Source organism: Streptomyces sp. NPDC032126 (genome assembly GCF_055580085.1).
Genome location: NZ_JBVIMA010000006.1, coordinates 88905 through 104485, shown reverse-complemented (window position 1 = coordinate 104485; position 15581 = coordinate 88905). Strand labels below are relative to the sequence as shown.

Genomic DNA, 15581 nt, shown 5'->3' with positions numbered 1-15581 from the left:
CCCTTCCAGTACCGCTGGGGGTGACATCTGTGCGAATAACACCCAAAACGCCGGAAGTGCGCGTGCCGAGGCTGATCGGTCTGATGGCCGTGGACGCACGGCAGGCGGCCAAGTCGCAGGGCCTGCTCCTCACCTCGCCGGACCGGCCGGACTTCCACCTCACGGTCGTCGACTACGTCGTACGCCAGTACCCGCAGCCCGGGGCCGAGGTGCCGCGGGACTCCGTGGTCTACGTGTGGTTCGACTTCCGCGACGGTGAGGGCGGCGGAGGCATACGCGAGCCGCGCGTCCCGCACCCGTCCGGCGGGGGACTCCAGCGGGAGCTGGACGAACCCGGTGACCCGTCGGAGAGCCTCAGCTCTGCTTGAAGCCCCGGTGCAGGGCGACGACCCCGCCGGTCAGGTTGCGCCAGGCCACCTTCGACCAGCCGGCCTTGCGCAGGTGCTCGGCCAGGGCCGGCTGGTCGGGCCAGGCGCGGATGGAATCGGCGAGGTAGACGTAGGCGTCCGGGTTGGAGGAGATCGCGCGGGCGACCGGCGGCAGGGCGCGCATCAGGTACTCGGTGTAGACGGTGCGGAAGGGCGCCCAGGTCGGGTGCGAGAACTCGCAGATCACCACCCGGCCGCCGGGCCGCGTCACCCGGTACATCTCCCGCAGGGCGGCGTCGAAGTCCTGCACGTTGCGCAGCCCGAAGGAGATGGTCACGGCGTCGAAGGTGTCGTCCTTGAACGGCAGCCGCGTCGCGTCGCCGGCCGTGAAGGGGAGCCAGGTGTGCTTGCGCTTGCCGACCTGGAGCATGCCGATCGAGAAGTCGCAGGGCACGACATAGGCGCCGGTCCGCGCGAAGGGCAGCGAGGAGGTCGCGGTGCCCGCCGCGAGGTCCAGGACCTTCTGGGCGGGCCGGGCGTCGACCGCCTTCGCCACCTCCTTGCGCCAGCGCCGGTCCTGCCCCAGGGACAGCACGTCGTTGGTCAGGTCGTACCGTTCCGCCACGTTGTCGAACATCGAGGCGACTTCGTGCGGCTGCTTGTCCAGGGATGCGCGGGTCACGGGCTCATTGTGGCAGTACGCCCACCCGACAGGGGCGTCGGCCTCACTCCAGCAGCCCGGGCTAGCGCCTCCGGTAAAGGAGCCGGCCGCCCAGCACGGTCGCCACGCAGGTTCCGGCGCCGCGTTCCGCCAGGTCCGCGATGTCCTCGACGTCGAACACCGCGAAGCGGGCCGCCGAACCCCGTTCCCTCTCCTGGGCGAACTCCACCGGGCGGCCCGACGTGTACGGGTCCAGCGCCGGTGTGCCGTCCGGGCGGCCGATGCGGCCCATCACGCCGATGCCCGAGCGGTGGACCGCGTCCCGTACCGCGCGGTTGCGGAAGGGCTCGCAGGCCACCGAGACCGTGCCGTTCGCCAGCATGCGCTGGATGCCCCGGCGGGCGCTCGCACCCCAGCGGGCGTCGTCCATGGGGAGCGCGGCCAGCGCCGCACCGGTCAGGGGCTCGGTGCCCAACTCGTCGGCCTCACGCGGATCCGGGTGGTAGGTCTCCTCCAGCAGCTCGGTGCCGTGGAGGTTGACCAGTCCGGCGGTGAGGATGCCGGGCCACTCGCGCACCCGCGCGCGGGGGTGAGCGGCGGCGATGTCGTCCAGCGTCCCGGCGGCGGCGATCCAGTCGCCGTCCACGAGCAGCGCCCGACTCTGGGAGTCCGCGTGGATCGTCTGCACGACGGGCTCAGTTGGACGCGAGGATCTTCAGCTCGGGGTGGGCCGTGCCGCCCTCGATCGCCGTCGACGAGATGTGGGACATCACCCGCGCGTCGACGGGGTCGTTCGCCGGGTCGTCGTGGACGACGAGGTGCTCGTACGTGGTGGAGCGCTGGGCCGGGGTGCGTCCCGCCGTACGGATCATGTCGATCATTTCCTGGAGGTTGGAGCGGTGCTTGGCACCGGCCGCCGAGACGACGTTCTCCTCCAGCATGACCGAGCCCAGGTCGTCCGCGCCGTAGTGCAGCGTGAGCTGGCCCGCGTCCTGGCCGGTGGTCAGCCAGGAGCCCTGGATGTGGGCGATGTTGTCCATGAAGAGCCGGGAGATCGCGATCATCCGCAGGTACTCGAAGATCGTGGCCTGCGTGCGGCCCTTCAGGTGGTTGTTCATCGGCTGGTAGAGGTACGGGATGAAGGCCCGGAAGCCGCCCGTGCGGTCCTGGACGTCACGGATCATCCGCAGGTGCTCGATGCGCTCGGCGTTGGTCTCGCCGGTGCCCATGAGCATGGTGGAGGTGGACTCGACGCCCAGTCGGTGGGCGGTCTCCATGATCTCCAGCCAGCGCTCGCCCGACTCCTTGAGGGGCGCGATCGCCTTGCGGGGGCGCTCCGGCAGCAGTTCGGCGCCGGCGCCCGCGAAGGAGTCCAGGCCGGCCGCGTGGATGCGGGTGATGGCCTCCTCGACGGACACACCGGAGATACGAGCCATGTGCTCGACCTCCGAGGCGCCCAGCGAGTGGATCACCAGCTGCGGGAACTCCTTCTTGATGGCGGCGAAGTTCTTCTCGTAGTACTCGACGCCGAAGTCCGGGTGGTGGCCGCCCTGGAACATGATCTGCGTGCCGCCCAGTTCGACCGTCTCCGCGCACCGGCGCAGGATGTCGTCGAGGTCGCGCGTCCAGCCCTTGTCCGTGTCCTTGGGGGGCGCGTAGAAGGCGCAGAACTTGCACGCCGTCACACACACGTTCGTGTAATTGATGTTCCGCTCGATGATGTACGTCGCGATGTGCTCGGTCCCGGCGTACCTGCGGCGGCGTACGGCGTCGGCGGCGGCGCCGAGCGCGTGCAGCGGGGCGTCGCGGTAGAGGTCGAGCGCCTCTTCCGGGGTGATCCGCCCACCGGCTGCGGCACGGTCGAGGACAGACTGGAGGTCGGCCTTCTCGGTCACCAGGACGTCCCTTTCGTCAAGGGTTGTGGACGGGCGGGACCAGCCTACGCCAGCCCGTCCGGGCGACCGACGTCAGGCCGCGTACGCCCCGGCCAGCAGCCCGACGAACGCCCCGGCGAGCAGGAACGGCCCGAACGCGATCACCGTCTCACGCCCCGATCGCCGTACGAGGACGAGCGCCCCGCCGTACAACGCGCCGAACAGGAACCCCGCGAACGTGCCGAGCATCAGCGCCGCCCACCCGTACCAGCCGAGCATCGCGCCCACGCCGAGCGACAACTTCACATCGCCGTACGCCAGCCCGGACGGATTGAGGAGGTGCAGGACGAGGTAGCCGGCGCCGAGCGCGAGTCCGCCCAGCAGGGACGTCGTCCAGGTGCCCGCGTGCTCGGGCAGCAGCGCGGCCAGGCCCAGCAGCGCGGGGGCGACGACGGCGAGGGGGAGGGTGAGCGGGTCGGGCAGCCGCCGCACCGTCAGGTCGACGGCCGCCAGCAGCACCCCGACCGGCGCGAGCAGCAGCCAGACCGCCAGTTCGGGCCGGAGCCCGGTGGCGGCGGCGAGGAGCGCGCAGAGGAGCGCGGTGACCGTGCACAGGAGGGGGGCGCCGGGGCCGTAGGGGTACGACCGTGGGGTGCCCGGCGTCAGGGACAGGCTCCCCCGGTCGGACGTCCGCCGCCCATCGGGCACCCGCACGCCGCACTCCCGGCACCGGCCCCGCCCCAGCCAGCCCCGTACGGGATGGCCGGCCGGGCAGGCCGAACGCCAGCCGGCGCCCTCCTCCGCCTCCTCCATGGGGACGGAGAACCGGTAGGCGGCGCGCGGCAGCAGGGTTCCGGCGGCCGCGCCCCACAGCGCGGAGGCGGCGATGACCGTCGCGTCGCTCGGCGCGGTGCTCAGCACGGCTAGCCGACCTTCGACATCCGCGCCACGGGGTTGCCCTCCGCCGAGCTCTCCGAAGTGAACGTCAGATCGTCGCCGGTCGGCGTCAGACGGACCGTGTGGGCCTTCGGGTTGCAGCCGGTGTGGTTGGACCGCGCGCCCACCGCCGTCGCGATCGCCTCCTTCGCCGTCACCTGCTTCAGGGTCAGCACGTCCACGCACTGCGCGCCGAGCAGATCCGTCTGCCGCAGCTCACCGAGTTCCTGGCCCACCTCGGCCTGATGGACGGTCAGCCGGAACGTACCCATGGGCAGGGTTCCGCCGAGGCCGCTGCCCTCGCCCTCCCAGGTGCCGAGGTAGGCGGCGGGGAGGGTGCCGGAGGCCGTGGGCGTCGTGCTCGCACGGGGCGTTGTGGCGTTGGCGTCGGAGGTGGGGGTGGCGGCCGGGGTGCCGGTGCTCGTGGGGGCGGGGGTGCCGTACGCGTCCGAGGAGCCGCTGTTGGTGTCGCTCTTGCCGCCCGGCAGCAGATCGAAGACGAACACCGAGCCCACGGTCACCGCCGCCATCGCCCCCGCGACCGCCAACGCGACCGTGCAGCTGAGCCGCCGCCCACGCCCGCCCTCGCCGGGCGCCGCACTGGCGGCGACGGTGACGGACACCTTGCCGGGCGTGCCGGACGCACCGCCGACATCGCGTGCGTCGCGCGGCGCGGGCACGACGGTCGGGCCGGCGGTCGGGCCAGCGGTCGGTACGCCCCCCGGCACGGCATCGGCAGCGGGCGCAGCCGCAGGCATCACCGGTGGCGGCCCGAACGCCCCGGCGGTCGCGCCCGGCGCCGAAAGGGACCCCCCGCCCGGCACCGACGGTCTCTCCACCGCCAGTTCGCTGAACCCCACCACCCCGGAGACCGGCGCGGCCGGGCCGTCGCCGCCCGATGTGCCCTCCAGGTTCAGCAGTTCCACGGCCCGCCGCCCGACCTGCTCCACCAGCGGGCCCGGCAGCCATCCCGACGCGACGAGCCGTGCCGCCCCCTCGGGAGCGAGCCGTCGGGCCACCTCGCCAGGGGTGGGCCGGCTCGCCGGGTCCTTGCGCAGGCACTCCTGCACCACCTCGCGCAGCCCGGTGGCTCCCAACTCCCCCAGTTCGGGCTCCTCGTGGACGACCTTGTAGAGCAGCGCGGCCGAGGTGTCCCCGCGGAAGGGCGGCTCGCCCGCCGCCGCGTACGCCAGTACCGCGCCCAGCGAGAAGACGTCCGCCGCGCCCGTGACCCCCTTGCCGAGGATCTGCTCGGGCGCCATGTAGCCGGGCGAGCCGACGGAGACGCCCGTCGAGGTGAGGGAGGCCGTGCCGTCCGTGGCCCGGGCGATGCCGAAGTCGATCAGCCGGGGGCCGTCCACGGTCAGCAGGACGTTCGACGGCTTCACATCCCGGTGGACCAGGCCCAGTTCGTGCACGGCGGCCAGCGCCTCGGCGAGGCCCGCGCCCAGGACCCGTACCGTGTGGGCGGGCAGCGGGCCGCCGCCGGAGGCGGAGGTGACGGCCGCGGCGAGCGAGGGGCCGGCCGCGTAGGCCGTGGCGACCCAGGGCACCGCGGCCTCCGGGTCGGCGTCGAGCACGGGCGCGGTCCAGGCGCCGCCGACCCGCCGTGCCGCGTCGACCTCGCGGCGGAAGCGGGCGCGGAACTCCTCGTCGAGCGCGAAGTGCGGATGCACGATCTTCACGGCGACCGTGCGGCCGCCCGCGCTGCGGCCCAGGTAGACCCGGCCCATGCCGCCGGAGCCGAGCCGCCCGAGCAGGCGGTAGGGCCCCACCGCGGTGGGTTCGTCCGCTCCGAGCGGCTGCATGCCGTCCACCTCTCCCCCGCCCCACGGGACTGTCCCCCTGGACCCGTCCCACCGGATGAGAAGCAGATTACGGCTGGAGCAGTTCCACCTTCACGTCCGCCGGGAAGCCGGTGGTCGGGCCGACGCGGCGGGCGAACTCGCTCACCGCCGCCAGCTGGGGCTCGCCGAAGCGGAAGTCGAGGGTGGTGAAGTACCGCTCCAGGACCTGCTCGTCGTAGTCCTCCCAGCGGGCGGCCTGTTCGGCCACCTTGCCGACCTCCTCCAGGGAGAGGTTGCGGGAGGCGAGGAACGCCTCGTGGACCTTGCGGGTGATGTACGGCTCCCGCTCCACGTAGTCGCGGCGGGCGGCCCAGACCGCGAAGACGAAGGGCAGGCCGGTCCACTCCTTCCACAGCGCGCCGAGGTCGTGCACGGCGAGCCCGTACTTCGTCGCGTCGAGCAGGTTGGCGCGCAGGGCCGCGTCGCCGATGAGCACGGCCGCGTCCGCCTCCTGCATCATCAGGCTGAGGTCGGGCGGGCAGGTGTAGTAGTCGGGGCGTACGCCGAACCGTTCCGCCAGCAGGAGCTGGGCGAGGCGGACGGAGGTGCGGGAGGTCGAGCCGAGGGCGACCCGGGCGCCGTCCAGCCGGTCCAGCGGGAGCTGAGAGACGATCACGCAGGACATGACCGGTCCGTCGCAGCCGACGGCGATGTCGGGGAAGGCGACCAGCTCGTCCGCGTGCCGCAGGAACTCGACGAGGGTGATCGGCCCGATGTCGAGGTCGCCCCGCACCAGGCTCTCGCTGAGCTTCTCCGGGGTGTCCTTGGTCAGCTCGAAGTCGAGGAGCGTGCCCGTTCTCGCGAGCCCCCAGTACAGGGGCAGGCAGTTCAGGAACTGGATGTGGCCGACGCGGGGCCGGGCGGTGCGAGAATTGTCCACATCGCGAGGCTAGACCTACTCGGGTACGCTTCGGAGCTCACCCCCTCCTCCACTCGCGCATCCGGCTTCCACGCGGGGCATCCGGCGTCAACTCCGACACTCCGGTTCAAACATCCGAGTGACGTGATCTTGACCTCTATTGCTTTGCCCTGCCCGCGTGCTAGGCTCGCCGCAAGTTGCAGTTTGGTTTCCCTTGCAGTACAGAGCCTGCGGAGCATGTGACCGCGGGCTCTCGACGTTTTCGGAAGTTTGCAGTGGTGCAGCACTTGTGTTTTCACACTTGCAGGTTCTGGAGCAGGGCGACCCTTTGAGCCCAAGGAGGGCTTATGGCTACCGGAACCGTTAAGTGGTTCAACGCCGAAAAGGGCTTTGGCTTCATCGCCCAGGAGGGCGGCGGCCCCGACGTCTTCGTTCACTACTCCGCGATCAACGCCACCGGCTTCCGCTCCCTCGAGGAGAACCAGCAGGTGAGCTTCGACGTGACCCAGGGTCCGAAGGGCCCGCAGGCGGAGAACGTCACGCCGGTCTGATCGACACCGGTCTGATCGCAGTCAGAGTCTGAGAGCAGTACCCAAGGAGCCCCTCGCCGCAAGGCAACGGGGCTCCTGCCTTTTTCCCTCCCCTATCTCCTCCCGCATCGCCCTCACACGTGCTGCATCACGAGCACAAAGGTCGTCGCGGGCGCCAATGCCTCGTAGGAGTGGGGCACATCTCCGCGGTAGGTCAGGTAATCCCCGGGATTCAGCTCCACTTCCTCTCCCCGTGGCCCGGCCTTCACCTTTCCGCTGCCGACGATCAGGTGCTCGACCGTCCCCGGGATATGCGGCTCGGACTCCCGGGCGGCACCCGGCTCGGCGCTCAGCCGGTAAATGTCCCGCCGCGCGCCGGGCGGGCTCGCCGAGAGCAGCGAGGCGACGAAGTGCGCCTGTTCCGAGGCGACCGACGGCCCCTCTCCCGCACGGATCACCTGCACGGCCGGCGCGGGCGGCTCCACCAGCGCGCTGAACGGCACGCCGAGTGCCACGCCCAGCGCCCACAGCGTCTCCACGCTGGGGTTGCCGCCCCCGGCCTCCAGCTGCGACAGCGTGGACTTCGCGATGCCGGCGCGCTTGGCCAGTTCGGACAGCGACAGCCCGGCGCGGGTGCGCTCGCGCCGCAGGGAGGCGGCGATCCAGCTCAGGGGTTCACTCACGTCGTTCGCTCCATCGGTACGATCGTTCGCCTTGACGAACGATGCCACTACCGTTCATTGTAGAAAACATGCGTTCGGTACAGCGAACAACCTCGGCCGGGGCGGCGCCGGTCACCGGGCTGATCCGCGACAGCTCCCTCGTCTGGCTGGCCGGCGGCATCGTCGGTGTCTCCTTCGGCGCGATCGCCGTCGCGGGCGGGCTGCCGGTGTGGGCGCCGGTCGTGATGTCGGTGCTGGTGTACGCGGGCTCGGCCCAGTTCAGCGCGGTGGCCCTGCTCCAGGCGGGCGGCGGACCGGTGGCGGCCGCCGCGACCGGGCTGCTCCTCAACACCCGTACGGCCGCCTTCAGCCTCGCCGTCGCCGAGGTCCTCGGCCCCGGCCGGACGACCCGCCTCCTCGGCGCCCACCTCGTGACCGACGAGACGGTCGCCTTCGCCCTCGCCCAGCCCGATCCGGCCCGCCGCCGGGCCGCCTTCTGGATCTCGGGCGTCGGCCTGTTCGCCGCGTGGAACACCGGCGTCCTGCTGGGCGCGCTGGCCGGCAGCGCCCTGGGCGACCCGGCGACCTACGGCCTGGACGCCGCCTTCCCCGCCGTCCTCGCCGCGCTGGTGCTGCCCACCCTGCGCACGAACGCCCGTATACGACGCCCGGCGGCCCTCGGCGCGGCGGTGGCCCTGGCGGCAACGCCGATGGCACCGGCGGGCGTACCCGTCCTGCTGGCGCTGACCGGCCTCGTCCTGCACCTGCGGCCCGCGAAGGAACCGGCATGAGCCCGACCCTGACCGTCATCCTGATCCTCGCGGTGGGCACCTACGCCTTCCGGCTGGTGGGCCCGGCGCTGCACGGGCGGGTGGAGATCCCGGCCCGCGCCCAGGAGTTGCTGTCCACGGCCGCCGTACTCCTCCTGGTCGCGCTCCTGGTGACCGGCGCGGCGACCGAGGGCGGCGGCTTCGGGGGCTGGGCCCGCCTGACCGGTGTCCTCGCGGCGTGCGCGCTGGCGTGGCGCGGGGCGCCGTTCCCGGTGGTGGTGCTGGTGGCGGCGGGCGCGACGGCGGCGCTGCGGGCGGCGGGGGTGGCCTAGCGGAGCCCCGCTGTCAGTGGGTGCCGCTAGCCTCCCCGGTCATGACCGAAGCCGCGTTCCTGACCAGTACCCGGGTGTTCTACGACGCCATCGCCGAGGACTACGCCGAGCGGTTCCGTGATCTGCTGGCGGTCACGCCGGTGGACCGGGCGATGTTCGGGCTCTTCGCCGAACTCGTGGGACCGGACGGCCCGGTGGCCGATCTGGGGTGCGGTCCGGGGCGGGTGACCGGGTATCTCGCCTCCCTGGGCCTGGACGTGTTCGGGCTCGACCTGTCGGAGTCGATGCTGGCGATCGCCCGGCGGGAGAACCCGGGGCTGCGGTTCGAGCAGGGCTCGATGCTGGAGCTGGACCTGGCCGACGGTTCACTCGCCGGGGTGGTGTCCTGGTACTCGACGATCCACACCCCGGTGGAGGTGCTGTCCTCCGTCTTCCGTGAGTGGCTGCGCGTCCTGGCCCCGGGCGGCCATCTGCTCATCGGCTTCCAGGTCGGCGACGAGCCGAAGCGCCACGACCGGCCCTGGGGCCACGATGTGGTCCTCGACTTCCAGCGCCGCCAACCGGGCCTGATCGGCGGCCTCCTGGAGGCGGCCGGATTCACTCTCGTATCGCGGACGGTACGAGCCCCGATCGGCGAGGAACCGACCCCGCAGGCCTTCCTGATCGCCAGAGCCTAGAGAGCGCCCGGTCTAGAGGGCGCCCGCCAGATCCAGCGCCGCCACATAGCCGAAGGTCATCGCGGGGCCGATCGTCGATCCGGCCCCCGCGTAGCTGTGGCCCATCACCGCCGCGCTGGCGTTCCCGGCGGCGTACAGGCCGTTGATCACGCTGCCGTCGGCCCGCAGCACCCGCGCCCGCGCGTCCGTCCGCAGCCCGCCCTTGGTGCCGAGGTCGCCGGGGACGATCCGGAAGGCGTAGTACGGCGGCAGCCACAGCGGGGCGAGGCAGGAGTTCGGCAGGACGGACGGGTCGGTGTAGTAGTGGTCGTACGCGCTGTCGCCGCGCCCGAAGTCGGTGTCCTTGCCCTTCAGGGCGAGGGAGTTGAAGCGGTCGACGGTGGCGCGCAGGGCGGCGGGCGGCACGCCGATCGCGGCGCCGAGGGCGTCGACGGTCCACGCCTTGTACGCGGCCCCGGAGCTGTACCAGTCGCCGGGCAGGACGAACGTCGGGGCGAGGTCCTTGAAGAGGTACCGGTCGCGGTAGTTCTGGTCGACGATCAGCCAGGCGGGGATGTCCGGGTCGGCCGGGTCGCGGTCGTACATGGTGTGGACGACATCGCTGTAGGGCGCGGCCTCGTTGACGAACCGGCTGCCGGCGGCGTTGACCATCAGGCCGCCGGGCAGGGTGCGCTCGGCGAGGCAGAAGTACGGCTGGCCGGGGAGGGGGATGGCGGGCCCCCACCAGGCGTCGTCCATCAACTCCAGTGCCCCGCCGACCCGTTCGCCGGCGCGGATCCCGTCGCCGGTGTTCTCCTTGGCGCCCACGGTCCACTCGGTGCCGATCGGCTGCCGCTGGTACCGGGCCCGCATGACGGCGTTGTGCTCGAACCCGCCCGACCCGACCACGACACCCCGCCGGGCCCGTACGAGTCCGGGGGCGCCGTCGCGTGTGACGACGGCCCCGGTGACGGTGCCGCCCTCGACGTACAGATCGGTGAGCGGGGTGTTCAGCCAGACGGGCACGTTCGCGGCGAGCAGCCCGGCCCGCAGGCCGGCGGCCAGCGACTGCCCCATGGTGAGCGGCTTCTGTCCGAGCAGGGCGGCCTTGGTGCCGCGCGCGAGGCATTCGGCGGCGACGGCGGCGCCCTTGAGGTTCACGGCGGCGAGGGTCAGCCACTTGTAGTCGGCGCTGAAGACGACCATGCCGGCGGGGACGGGCATGTACGACGGGTTGAGGTGGGCGAGTTCGGCGCCGAGGAGATTGCCGTCGAGCTGGTCGGGTTCGACGGAACGGCCGCCCGGCAGCCCGCCGGGCAGGCCGGGGTAGTAGTCGCTGTATCCCTCCATCCAGCGGAACCTGAGCGGGCTGTTGGCCATGACGAAGGAGAGCATGGCGGGGCCGTGGGTGAGGAAGGCGCGCTGCCGGTCGAGCGGGACGTCCGGTCCTACGACGGCGGAGAGGTAGGTGGCGGCCTTGGCCGGGGTGTCGGGCACGCCGGCGGCGAGGATGACGGAGTTGTTGGGAATCCAGATCCCGGCCCCGGAGCGGGCGGCCGACCCGCCGAAGGTGCCCGCCTTCTCGACGACGAGGCAGCTCAGCCCCCGTTTGGCGGCGGTGAGGGCGGCGGTCATCCCGGCGGCACCGGCACCGATGACGACGACGTCGTGGACACCGAGCACGGGCAGTTCGGCGGCGGCAGCGCCGTGACCGGCCCCTGCGGCGAGCCCGGCACCGGTGCCGGCGGCGAGGGCGAGCATCTGTCGGCGGGACGGGGATCTCTCGCGCACGGCGCCTCACACCCTCTGCTGACGGCACGTCAGAAATTGAGGGGAATGTGACGCAACGCTCTTGTGAAGTCAAGCGAAGCGCCCCGCGGGAGCGGAGGGGTGGGTCGGCACCCGTTCCTTCCCGCGTCGGTCCGGACCTCGGTGGGATGGGAACGGGTTGCCGCCCTTGGGCCCGGGACGATCTTCTTGCAGCGGGTGGGTGCAGTCAATTCTTGGGATTGCTGACCAACTCTTAGTGTTAGCTTGGGGTTTCGTGACCCTCGATGATCTGCGCGTGTTCGTGGCCGTCTGCCGGGCCGGGAGTCTCAGTGCCGTGGCCCGGGAGCTGGGGTGCACCCAGTCGGCCGTGAGTCAGCATGTGAAGCGGCTGGAGCGGGAGACCGGCGTCGCCCTCCTGGAACGGCAGCCCCGGGGTGTCGTGCCGACGCGGGCCGGGCGCGTACTGGAGGTGGCGGCCGCCGAGGGCATCTCCGGACTCGACCTCGCCGTACGGCAGTTGCGGGATCTCGTCGACGGCGAGAGCGGGTACGTCCGGGTGGCCACCGGAGCGACGACCGTACGCCACTTCATGTCCGACGCCCTCGTCGCGTACCGGCGCCGCCACCCCAAGGTCAACCTTGAGTTCCGTACCGTCAGTTCGGGCCGGGGCAGCTTCGACGCGCTCGCCGACGGCACGCTGGACCTGGCCTGGATCACCATCGGCCCGCCCGTGCGGGGCATCGAGCAGCGGCCCGTCGTCGAACTGCCCTGGGTGCTCGCCGTACGGGCCGACGATCCCCTGGCCGAGCGAGACCGGGTGTCGCCCGGCGACCTGAACGACCTGCGGCTCATCCGGCTGCCCCCGAACTCCGCCTCCGCCGCCCATCTCGACGCCTCCTGCGACCGGCTGGGCGTCCGCTTCGCCTACGACACCAGCGTCGCCGACTGGGACACCGCCCTGCTCCTCGCCGAACTGGGAGCGGGCAGGGCCGTGGTGCCGGCGCTCCCCGGACTGCCGGTGCCCGGTACGAGCGAGCTGCGGCTGATCCCCGTACCCGACCTCGCACCGCTTCCCGTGGGGTGGGCCGTGCGGCGCTGGGACGCCCTCAGTCCACCGGCCCGGGCCTTCGCGGACCTCGTGGTGGCACGGCGCCGGGCGGCGGACCCAGCGGGAACTCCGCCCACACCGTCTTGCCGACCACCCTCGGGCTGACGCCCCACGTCCGCGCGAGCACCGCGACCAGAATCAGCCCACGCCCGCCCTCGGCATCCTCGTCCGTCACGAACCGCAACTGCCGGTCCGCCCGCGCGTCACTGACCTCGATCCGCAGGGTGGCCTCCGGCAACAGCAGCAGCTTCAGCTCGAAGTCCCTTCCCGGCGCCCGCCCATGCGTCACGGCGTTCGCCGCCAGCTCGGCCACCAGGTGCTGCGCGGTGTCGTTCGCGTCACTGTCGTACGGGTATCCCCACAGGGCGAGTTGCCGCGCGGTGAGCCGCCGCGCCAGCCGCGCGCCCCTCGGCGTGGAGCTGAGTCTCTGCGTGAGATGCGTGGGGGCGGCGGTCATCAGGGGGGTGGAGATTTGGGAGTTCACGTCACTGAGCGTCGTCACTTCTCTCTACGCTGACCAGGGGCGACCACGCGACTCTGCGTAACCGTACGGCTGCGGTGGGGTGCGTGTACGGGACGTCGGCTGCGAACAGGAGGGCGCGCATGGAAGAGCGGGAGCGGAGGCCGGAGACTCCGGCTGAGGCCGACGGGACGACGGGCCTGTTCACGGCCCTCGGCAAGATGCTGAAGCTCTTGCGTGAGCGGAAGGGGCTGACGCAGAGGGAGTTCGGGCAGCTGGTGGGGTACGGGCCGGACGCGATCTCCGCGATGGAGCGGGGGGTGCGGACGATTCGGCCCGAGGTGTTGGAGCGGGCCGATGCGATTCTGGACGCCGGGGGGCTGTTCCAGCAGGCGATCCCTGAGGTCCGGGAGGCGATGGCGAAGGTTCGGACTCGGCATCCGGAGTGGTATCGGGGGTATGCGGCGCTGGAGGCGGAGGCGGTGGAGCTGCACCACTACGTCAACAACGCCATGCACGGCCTTCTTCAGACCGAGGATCACGCCCACTCGGTGTTCGCCAGGCGGCGGCCGTTCCTCAGCGAGGAGATGATCGAGCAGCGCGTGGCTGACCGTCTCTCACGGCAGCAGATCTTCGACCGTTGGCCGGCCCCGGCCATCAGTTACGTGATCGAGGAGGTGGTGCTGGATCGACCGATCGGCGGGCGGAACGTCCACGCGGAGCAGCTCCGGCGCCTGCTGACGATCGGCCAGAGGCAGAACGTCGAAATCCAGGTGATGCCGACCAAGGTGGAGGAACACCCCAGTCTGGGCAGCGCGTTCAACCTGCTGGTCCCCAAGAGGCACTCGCAGGTGGCCTACACGGAGACGCAAGGATTTCCCCGCCTGATCACCGATCCCGAAGAGGTCAGAAAGATCGCCGACCGCTATGGGATCATGCGGGCGATGGCCCTCACGCCCAGGGAGACCCGGACGTTGATCCAGAAGAAGCTGGAGGAGCTATGAGCGGCGAGAACCTCACGTGGTTCAAATCCAGCTACAGCGACGGCGAGGGCGGCGATTGTGTCGAGGTCGCCACCTGCCCGTCCGCCATCCACATCCGCGACTCCAAGAACCCCCCAACGGGCGGCCCCACCCTCCGCATGTCACCCGACGCCTGGAGCGCCTTCACCTCCTCGCTGTCACATTCGTGACCCGGGCGGTGTCCTCATGTCGTACCGGTAAGCACCGATGACATGAGGAGAACACCATGGCGCTTCGCGTTCCCAAGGCCGAGATCGACCCCCAGGTCGCCGAGGGCATGATCCAGCAGATCGGCGCCGTGCCCGAGCCGCTGGAGGCGGCCTGGCATCATCCCGCGTCCTCCCAGGCCGCCCAGGAGTTCGGGGCCAAGGTGGCCACCTGGGACACCGTCGACGAGAGCCTGAGGACGTTCGCGCACATGGCCGTCGCCGCGCAGGTCGGCTGCGGCTGGTGCCTGGACATCAACTACTTCATGGCCCAGAACAAGAACCTCGACCTGACCAAGGCGAGCCAGGTGCCGGTCTGGCGGGACGCCGACGTGTTCTCGCCGTTGGAGCGGGAGGTGCTGGAGTACGCCGAGGCGATGACGACCACGCCGCTCGCCGTCACCGACGAGCTGTCCGCGAGCCTGCTCGACCAGCTCGGCGCGGCGGGCCTGGTGGAACTCACCGCCGTCATCGCCTTCGCCAACTACTCGGCCAGGCACAACAGGGCCCTCGGCGTCACCTCGCAGGGCTTCTCCGACTCCTGCGAGATTCCGCTGGCCTCGCGGGCCGTGCCCACCGCATGAGCGAGGACCCCTTCCTCACCCACCGCAGCCTCCTCTTCACCGTCGCCTACGAGCTGCTCGGCTCCGCCGCCGACGCCGAGGACGTGCTCCAGGAGTCGTGGCTGCGGTGGGCCGGCGTCGAGCGGTCGCAGGTGCGGGAGCCACGGGCGTATCTCATCCGGCTCGTCACCCGGCAGGCCCTCAACCGGCTGCGCTCCCTGTCGCGCCGCCGCGAGGAGTACGTCGGTGAGTGGCTGCCCGAGCCGCTGCTGACGTTGCCCGACGTCGCCGAGGACATCGAGCTGGCGGAGAGCGTGTCGATGGCGATGCTCACCGTGCTGGAGACGCTCGGGCCGGCCGAGCGGGCGGTGTTCGTGCTGCGGGAGGTCTTCGACGTGCCGTACGGGGAGATCGCCGAGGCGCTCGGGAAGTCAGCGGCCGCCGTGCGGCAGATCGCCCGGCGGGCGCGGGACCATGTGGCGGAGCGGAGGCCCCGGGTGCCGGTGACCGCGTCGGAGCAGCGGGCCGTGGTGGAGCGGTTCCTGGCGGCGCTGCGCACCGGGCGGCTTCAGGAACTGATGGAGATCATGGCGCCGGACGTGGTCATGATCACCGATGGGGGCGGGGTGGTCGCCGCAGCGCTCGCGCCGATCCATGGGGCCGAGACCGTGGCGGGGATCCTCGCGGGGGCCCGGGGGAAGGTCGCGGCGCTGGACACGGCCACCGTGTGGCTCAACGGCGAGCCCGCGGGCCGTATCGACTTCGACGGCGAGCCGTCCGCGGTGAGTCTCGTGGTCGAGGGCGGCCGGGTGACCCGTGTCTATGTCGTGCGCAATCCCGGCAAGCTGACCCGCCTGGACGCACCCGCCGCCGACCTCGCCCGATAGGCGGACAGAAGCAAGGCCGGCCCCTCGTCGGGGCCGGCCTTCCTCATGCTCGGGCCGCGAGAACCGCGCG

General features: G+C 71.8%; 19 protein-coding genes. 10 read left to right on the top strand and 9 right to left on the bottom strand.

Features of this window, described 5'->3' with window-relative positions:
* The first annotated feature begins 56 nt into the window (after window positions 1-56).
* Complete coding sequence (locus ACZ5NW_RS22875) at window positions 57-368, top strand: PASTA domain-containing protein (RefSeq protein ID WP_468745745.1); 312 nt, start codon at window positions 57-59, stop codon at window positions 366-368.
* Here the strand turns inward: ACZ5NW_RS22875 and ACZ5NW_RS22870 are convergent.
* From ACZ5NW_RS22870 to ACZ5NW_RS22845, 6 genes are all read right to left on the bottom strand, one after another.
* A complete protein-coding gene (locus ACZ5NW_RS22870; RefSeq protein ID WP_468745744.1) occupies window positions 355-1050 on the bottom strand; it encodes a demethylmenaquinone methyltransferase in 696 nt (231 codons plus the stop codon). The genes ACZ5NW_RS22875 and ACZ5NW_RS22870 overlap by 14 nt on opposite strands.
* A 61-nt stretch (window positions 1051-1111) precedes the next feature.
* Window positions 1112-1717 (bottom strand): imidazolonepropionase-like domain-containing protein, encoded by a 606-nt coding sequence (locus tag ACZ5NW_RS22865; protein WP_468745743.1) that lies wholly within the window; start codon window positions 1715-1717, stop codon window positions 1112-1114.
* Window positions 1718-1724: 7 nt separating this feature from the next.
* Window positions 1725-2924: a cyclic dehypoxanthinyl futalosine synthase gene (mqnC, locus tag ACZ5NW_RS22860; protein ID WP_468745742.1), complete on the bottom strand. Its 1200-nt coding sequence runs from the start codon at window positions 2922-2924 to the stop codon at window positions 1725-1727.
* 72 nt (window positions 2925-2996) lie between these two features.
* Window positions 2997-3821 carry a prepilin peptidase gene (locus tag ACZ5NW_RS22855; protein ID WP_468746158.1) on the bottom strand — a complete coding sequence of 275 codons (825 nt, stop codon included), beginning with the start codon at window positions 3819-3821 and terminating at the stop codon, window positions 2997-2999.
* A gap of 5 nt (window positions 3822-3826) precedes the next feature.
* Window positions 3827-5647: a serine/threonine-protein kinase gene (locus ACZ5NW_RS22850; protein ID WP_468745741.1), complete on the bottom strand. Its 1821-nt coding sequence runs from the start codon at window positions 5645-5647 to the stop codon at window positions 3827-3829.
* 67 nt (window positions 5648-5714) lie between these two features.
* Window positions 5715-6566: a menaquinone biosynthetic enzyme MqnA/MqnD family protein gene (locus tag ACZ5NW_RS22845; RefSeq protein WP_468745740.1), complete on the bottom strand. Its 852-nt coding sequence runs from the start codon at window positions 6564-6566 to the stop codon at window positions 5715-5717.
* 326 nt (window positions 6567-6892) lie between these two features.
* On the opposite strand from ACZ5NW_RS22845, the gene ACZ5NW_RS22840 reads away from it, so the two are divergent.
* Window positions 6893-7096 (top strand): cold-shock protein, encoded by a 204-nt coding sequence (locus ACZ5NW_RS22840; RefSeq protein ID WP_004984723.1) that lies wholly within the window; start codon window positions 6893-6895, stop codon window positions 7094-7096.
* A 113-nt stretch (window positions 7097-7209) separates the two neighbouring features.
* On the opposite strand, the gene ACZ5NW_RS22835 is transcribed toward ACZ5NW_RS22840, so the two are convergent.
* Window positions 7210-7806 carry a helix-turn-helix domain-containing protein gene (locus ACZ5NW_RS22835; RefSeq protein WP_468745739.1) on the bottom strand — a complete coding sequence of 199 codons (597 nt, stop codon included), beginning with the start codon at window positions 7804-7806 and terminating at the stop codon, window positions 7210-7212.
* Between the two features lie 20 nt (window positions 7807-7826).
* On the opposite strand from ACZ5NW_RS22835, the gene ACZ5NW_RS22830 reads away from it, so the two are divergent.
* The 3 genes from ACZ5NW_RS22830 to ACZ5NW_RS22820 are packed head-to-tail and all read left to right on the top strand — an operon-like array spanning window position 7827 to window position 9516.
* Window positions 7827-8528, top strand: a complete 702-nt coding sequence (locus ACZ5NW_RS22830) for an AzlC family ABC transporter permease (protein ID WP_468745738.1) — start codon at window positions 7827-7829, stop codon at window positions 8526-8528.
* Window positions 8525-8839, top strand: a complete 315-nt coding sequence (locus tag ACZ5NW_RS22825; RefSeq protein ID WP_468745737.1) for an AzlD domain-containing protein — start codon at window positions 8525-8527, stop codon at window positions 8837-8839. Before ACZ5NW_RS22830 ends, ACZ5NW_RS22825 begins: the two co-directional genes overlap by 4 nt.
* A 41-nt stretch (window positions 8840-8880) precedes the next feature.
* A complete protein-coding gene (locus tag ACZ5NW_RS22820) occupies window positions 8881-9516 on the top strand; it encodes a class I SAM-dependent methyltransferase (RefSeq protein WP_468745736.1) in 636 nt (211 codons plus the stop codon).
* Window positions 9517-9528: 12 nt separating this feature from the next.
* On the opposite strand, the gene kstD is transcribed toward ACZ5NW_RS22820, so the two are convergent.
* On the bottom strand, window positions 9529-11256 hold the full coding sequence (gene kstD / locus ACZ5NW_RS22815) for a 3-oxosteroid 1-dehydrogenase (protein ID WP_468746157.1): 1728 nt from the start codon (window positions 11254-11256) through the stop codon (window positions 9529-9531).
* 283 nt (window positions 11257-11539) lie between these two features.
* Here kstD and ACZ5NW_RS22810 point away from each other — a divergent pair, with 283 nt between their 5' ends.
* Window positions 11540-12478 (top strand): LysR family transcriptional regulator, encoded by a 939-nt coding sequence (locus tag ACZ5NW_RS22810; protein ID WP_468745735.1) that lies wholly within the window; start codon window positions 11540-11542, stop codon window positions 12476-12478.
* Here ACZ5NW_RS22810 and ACZ5NW_RS22805 read toward each other — a convergent pair.
* Entirely contained in the window at window positions 12372-12857 is a 486-nt protein-coding gene (locus ACZ5NW_RS22805) for an ATP-binding protein (protein WP_468745734.1), read from the bottom strand. The genes ACZ5NW_RS22810 and ACZ5NW_RS22805 overlap by 107 nt on opposite strands.
* Before the next feature lie 119 nt (window positions 12858-12976).
* Between ACZ5NW_RS22805 and ACZ5NW_RS22800 the strand changes: the two genes are divergently transcribed.
* The 4 genes from ACZ5NW_RS22800 to ACZ5NW_RS22785 are packed head-to-tail and all read left to right on the top strand — an operon-like array spanning window position 12977 to window position 15511.
* Window positions 12977-13837 (top strand): helix-turn-helix domain-containing protein, encoded by an 861-nt coding sequence (locus tag ACZ5NW_RS22800; protein WP_468745733.1) that lies wholly within the window; start codon window positions 12977-12979, stop codon window positions 13835-13837.
* Window positions 13834-14025 (top strand): DUF397 domain-containing protein, encoded by a 192-nt coding sequence (locus ACZ5NW_RS22795; protein ID WP_468745732.1) that lies wholly within the window; start codon window positions 13834-13836, stop codon window positions 14023-14025. The genes ACZ5NW_RS22800 and ACZ5NW_RS22795 overlap by 4 nt, the downstream gene beginning before the upstream one ends.
* Before the next feature lie 56 nt (window positions 14026-14081).
* Window positions 14082-14645, top strand: a complete 564-nt coding sequence (locus ACZ5NW_RS22790; RefSeq protein WP_468745731.1) for a carboxymuconolactone decarboxylase family protein — start codon at window positions 14082-14084, stop codon at window positions 14643-14645.
* Window positions 14642-15511 (top strand): RNA polymerase sigma-70 factor, encoded by an 870-nt coding sequence (locus tag ACZ5NW_RS22785; RefSeq protein ID WP_468745730.1) that lies wholly within the window; start codon window positions 14642-14644, stop codon window positions 15509-15511. Before ACZ5NW_RS22790 ends, ACZ5NW_RS22785 begins: the two co-directional genes overlap by 4 nt.
* Window positions 15512-15581 lie beyond the last annotated feature (70 nt).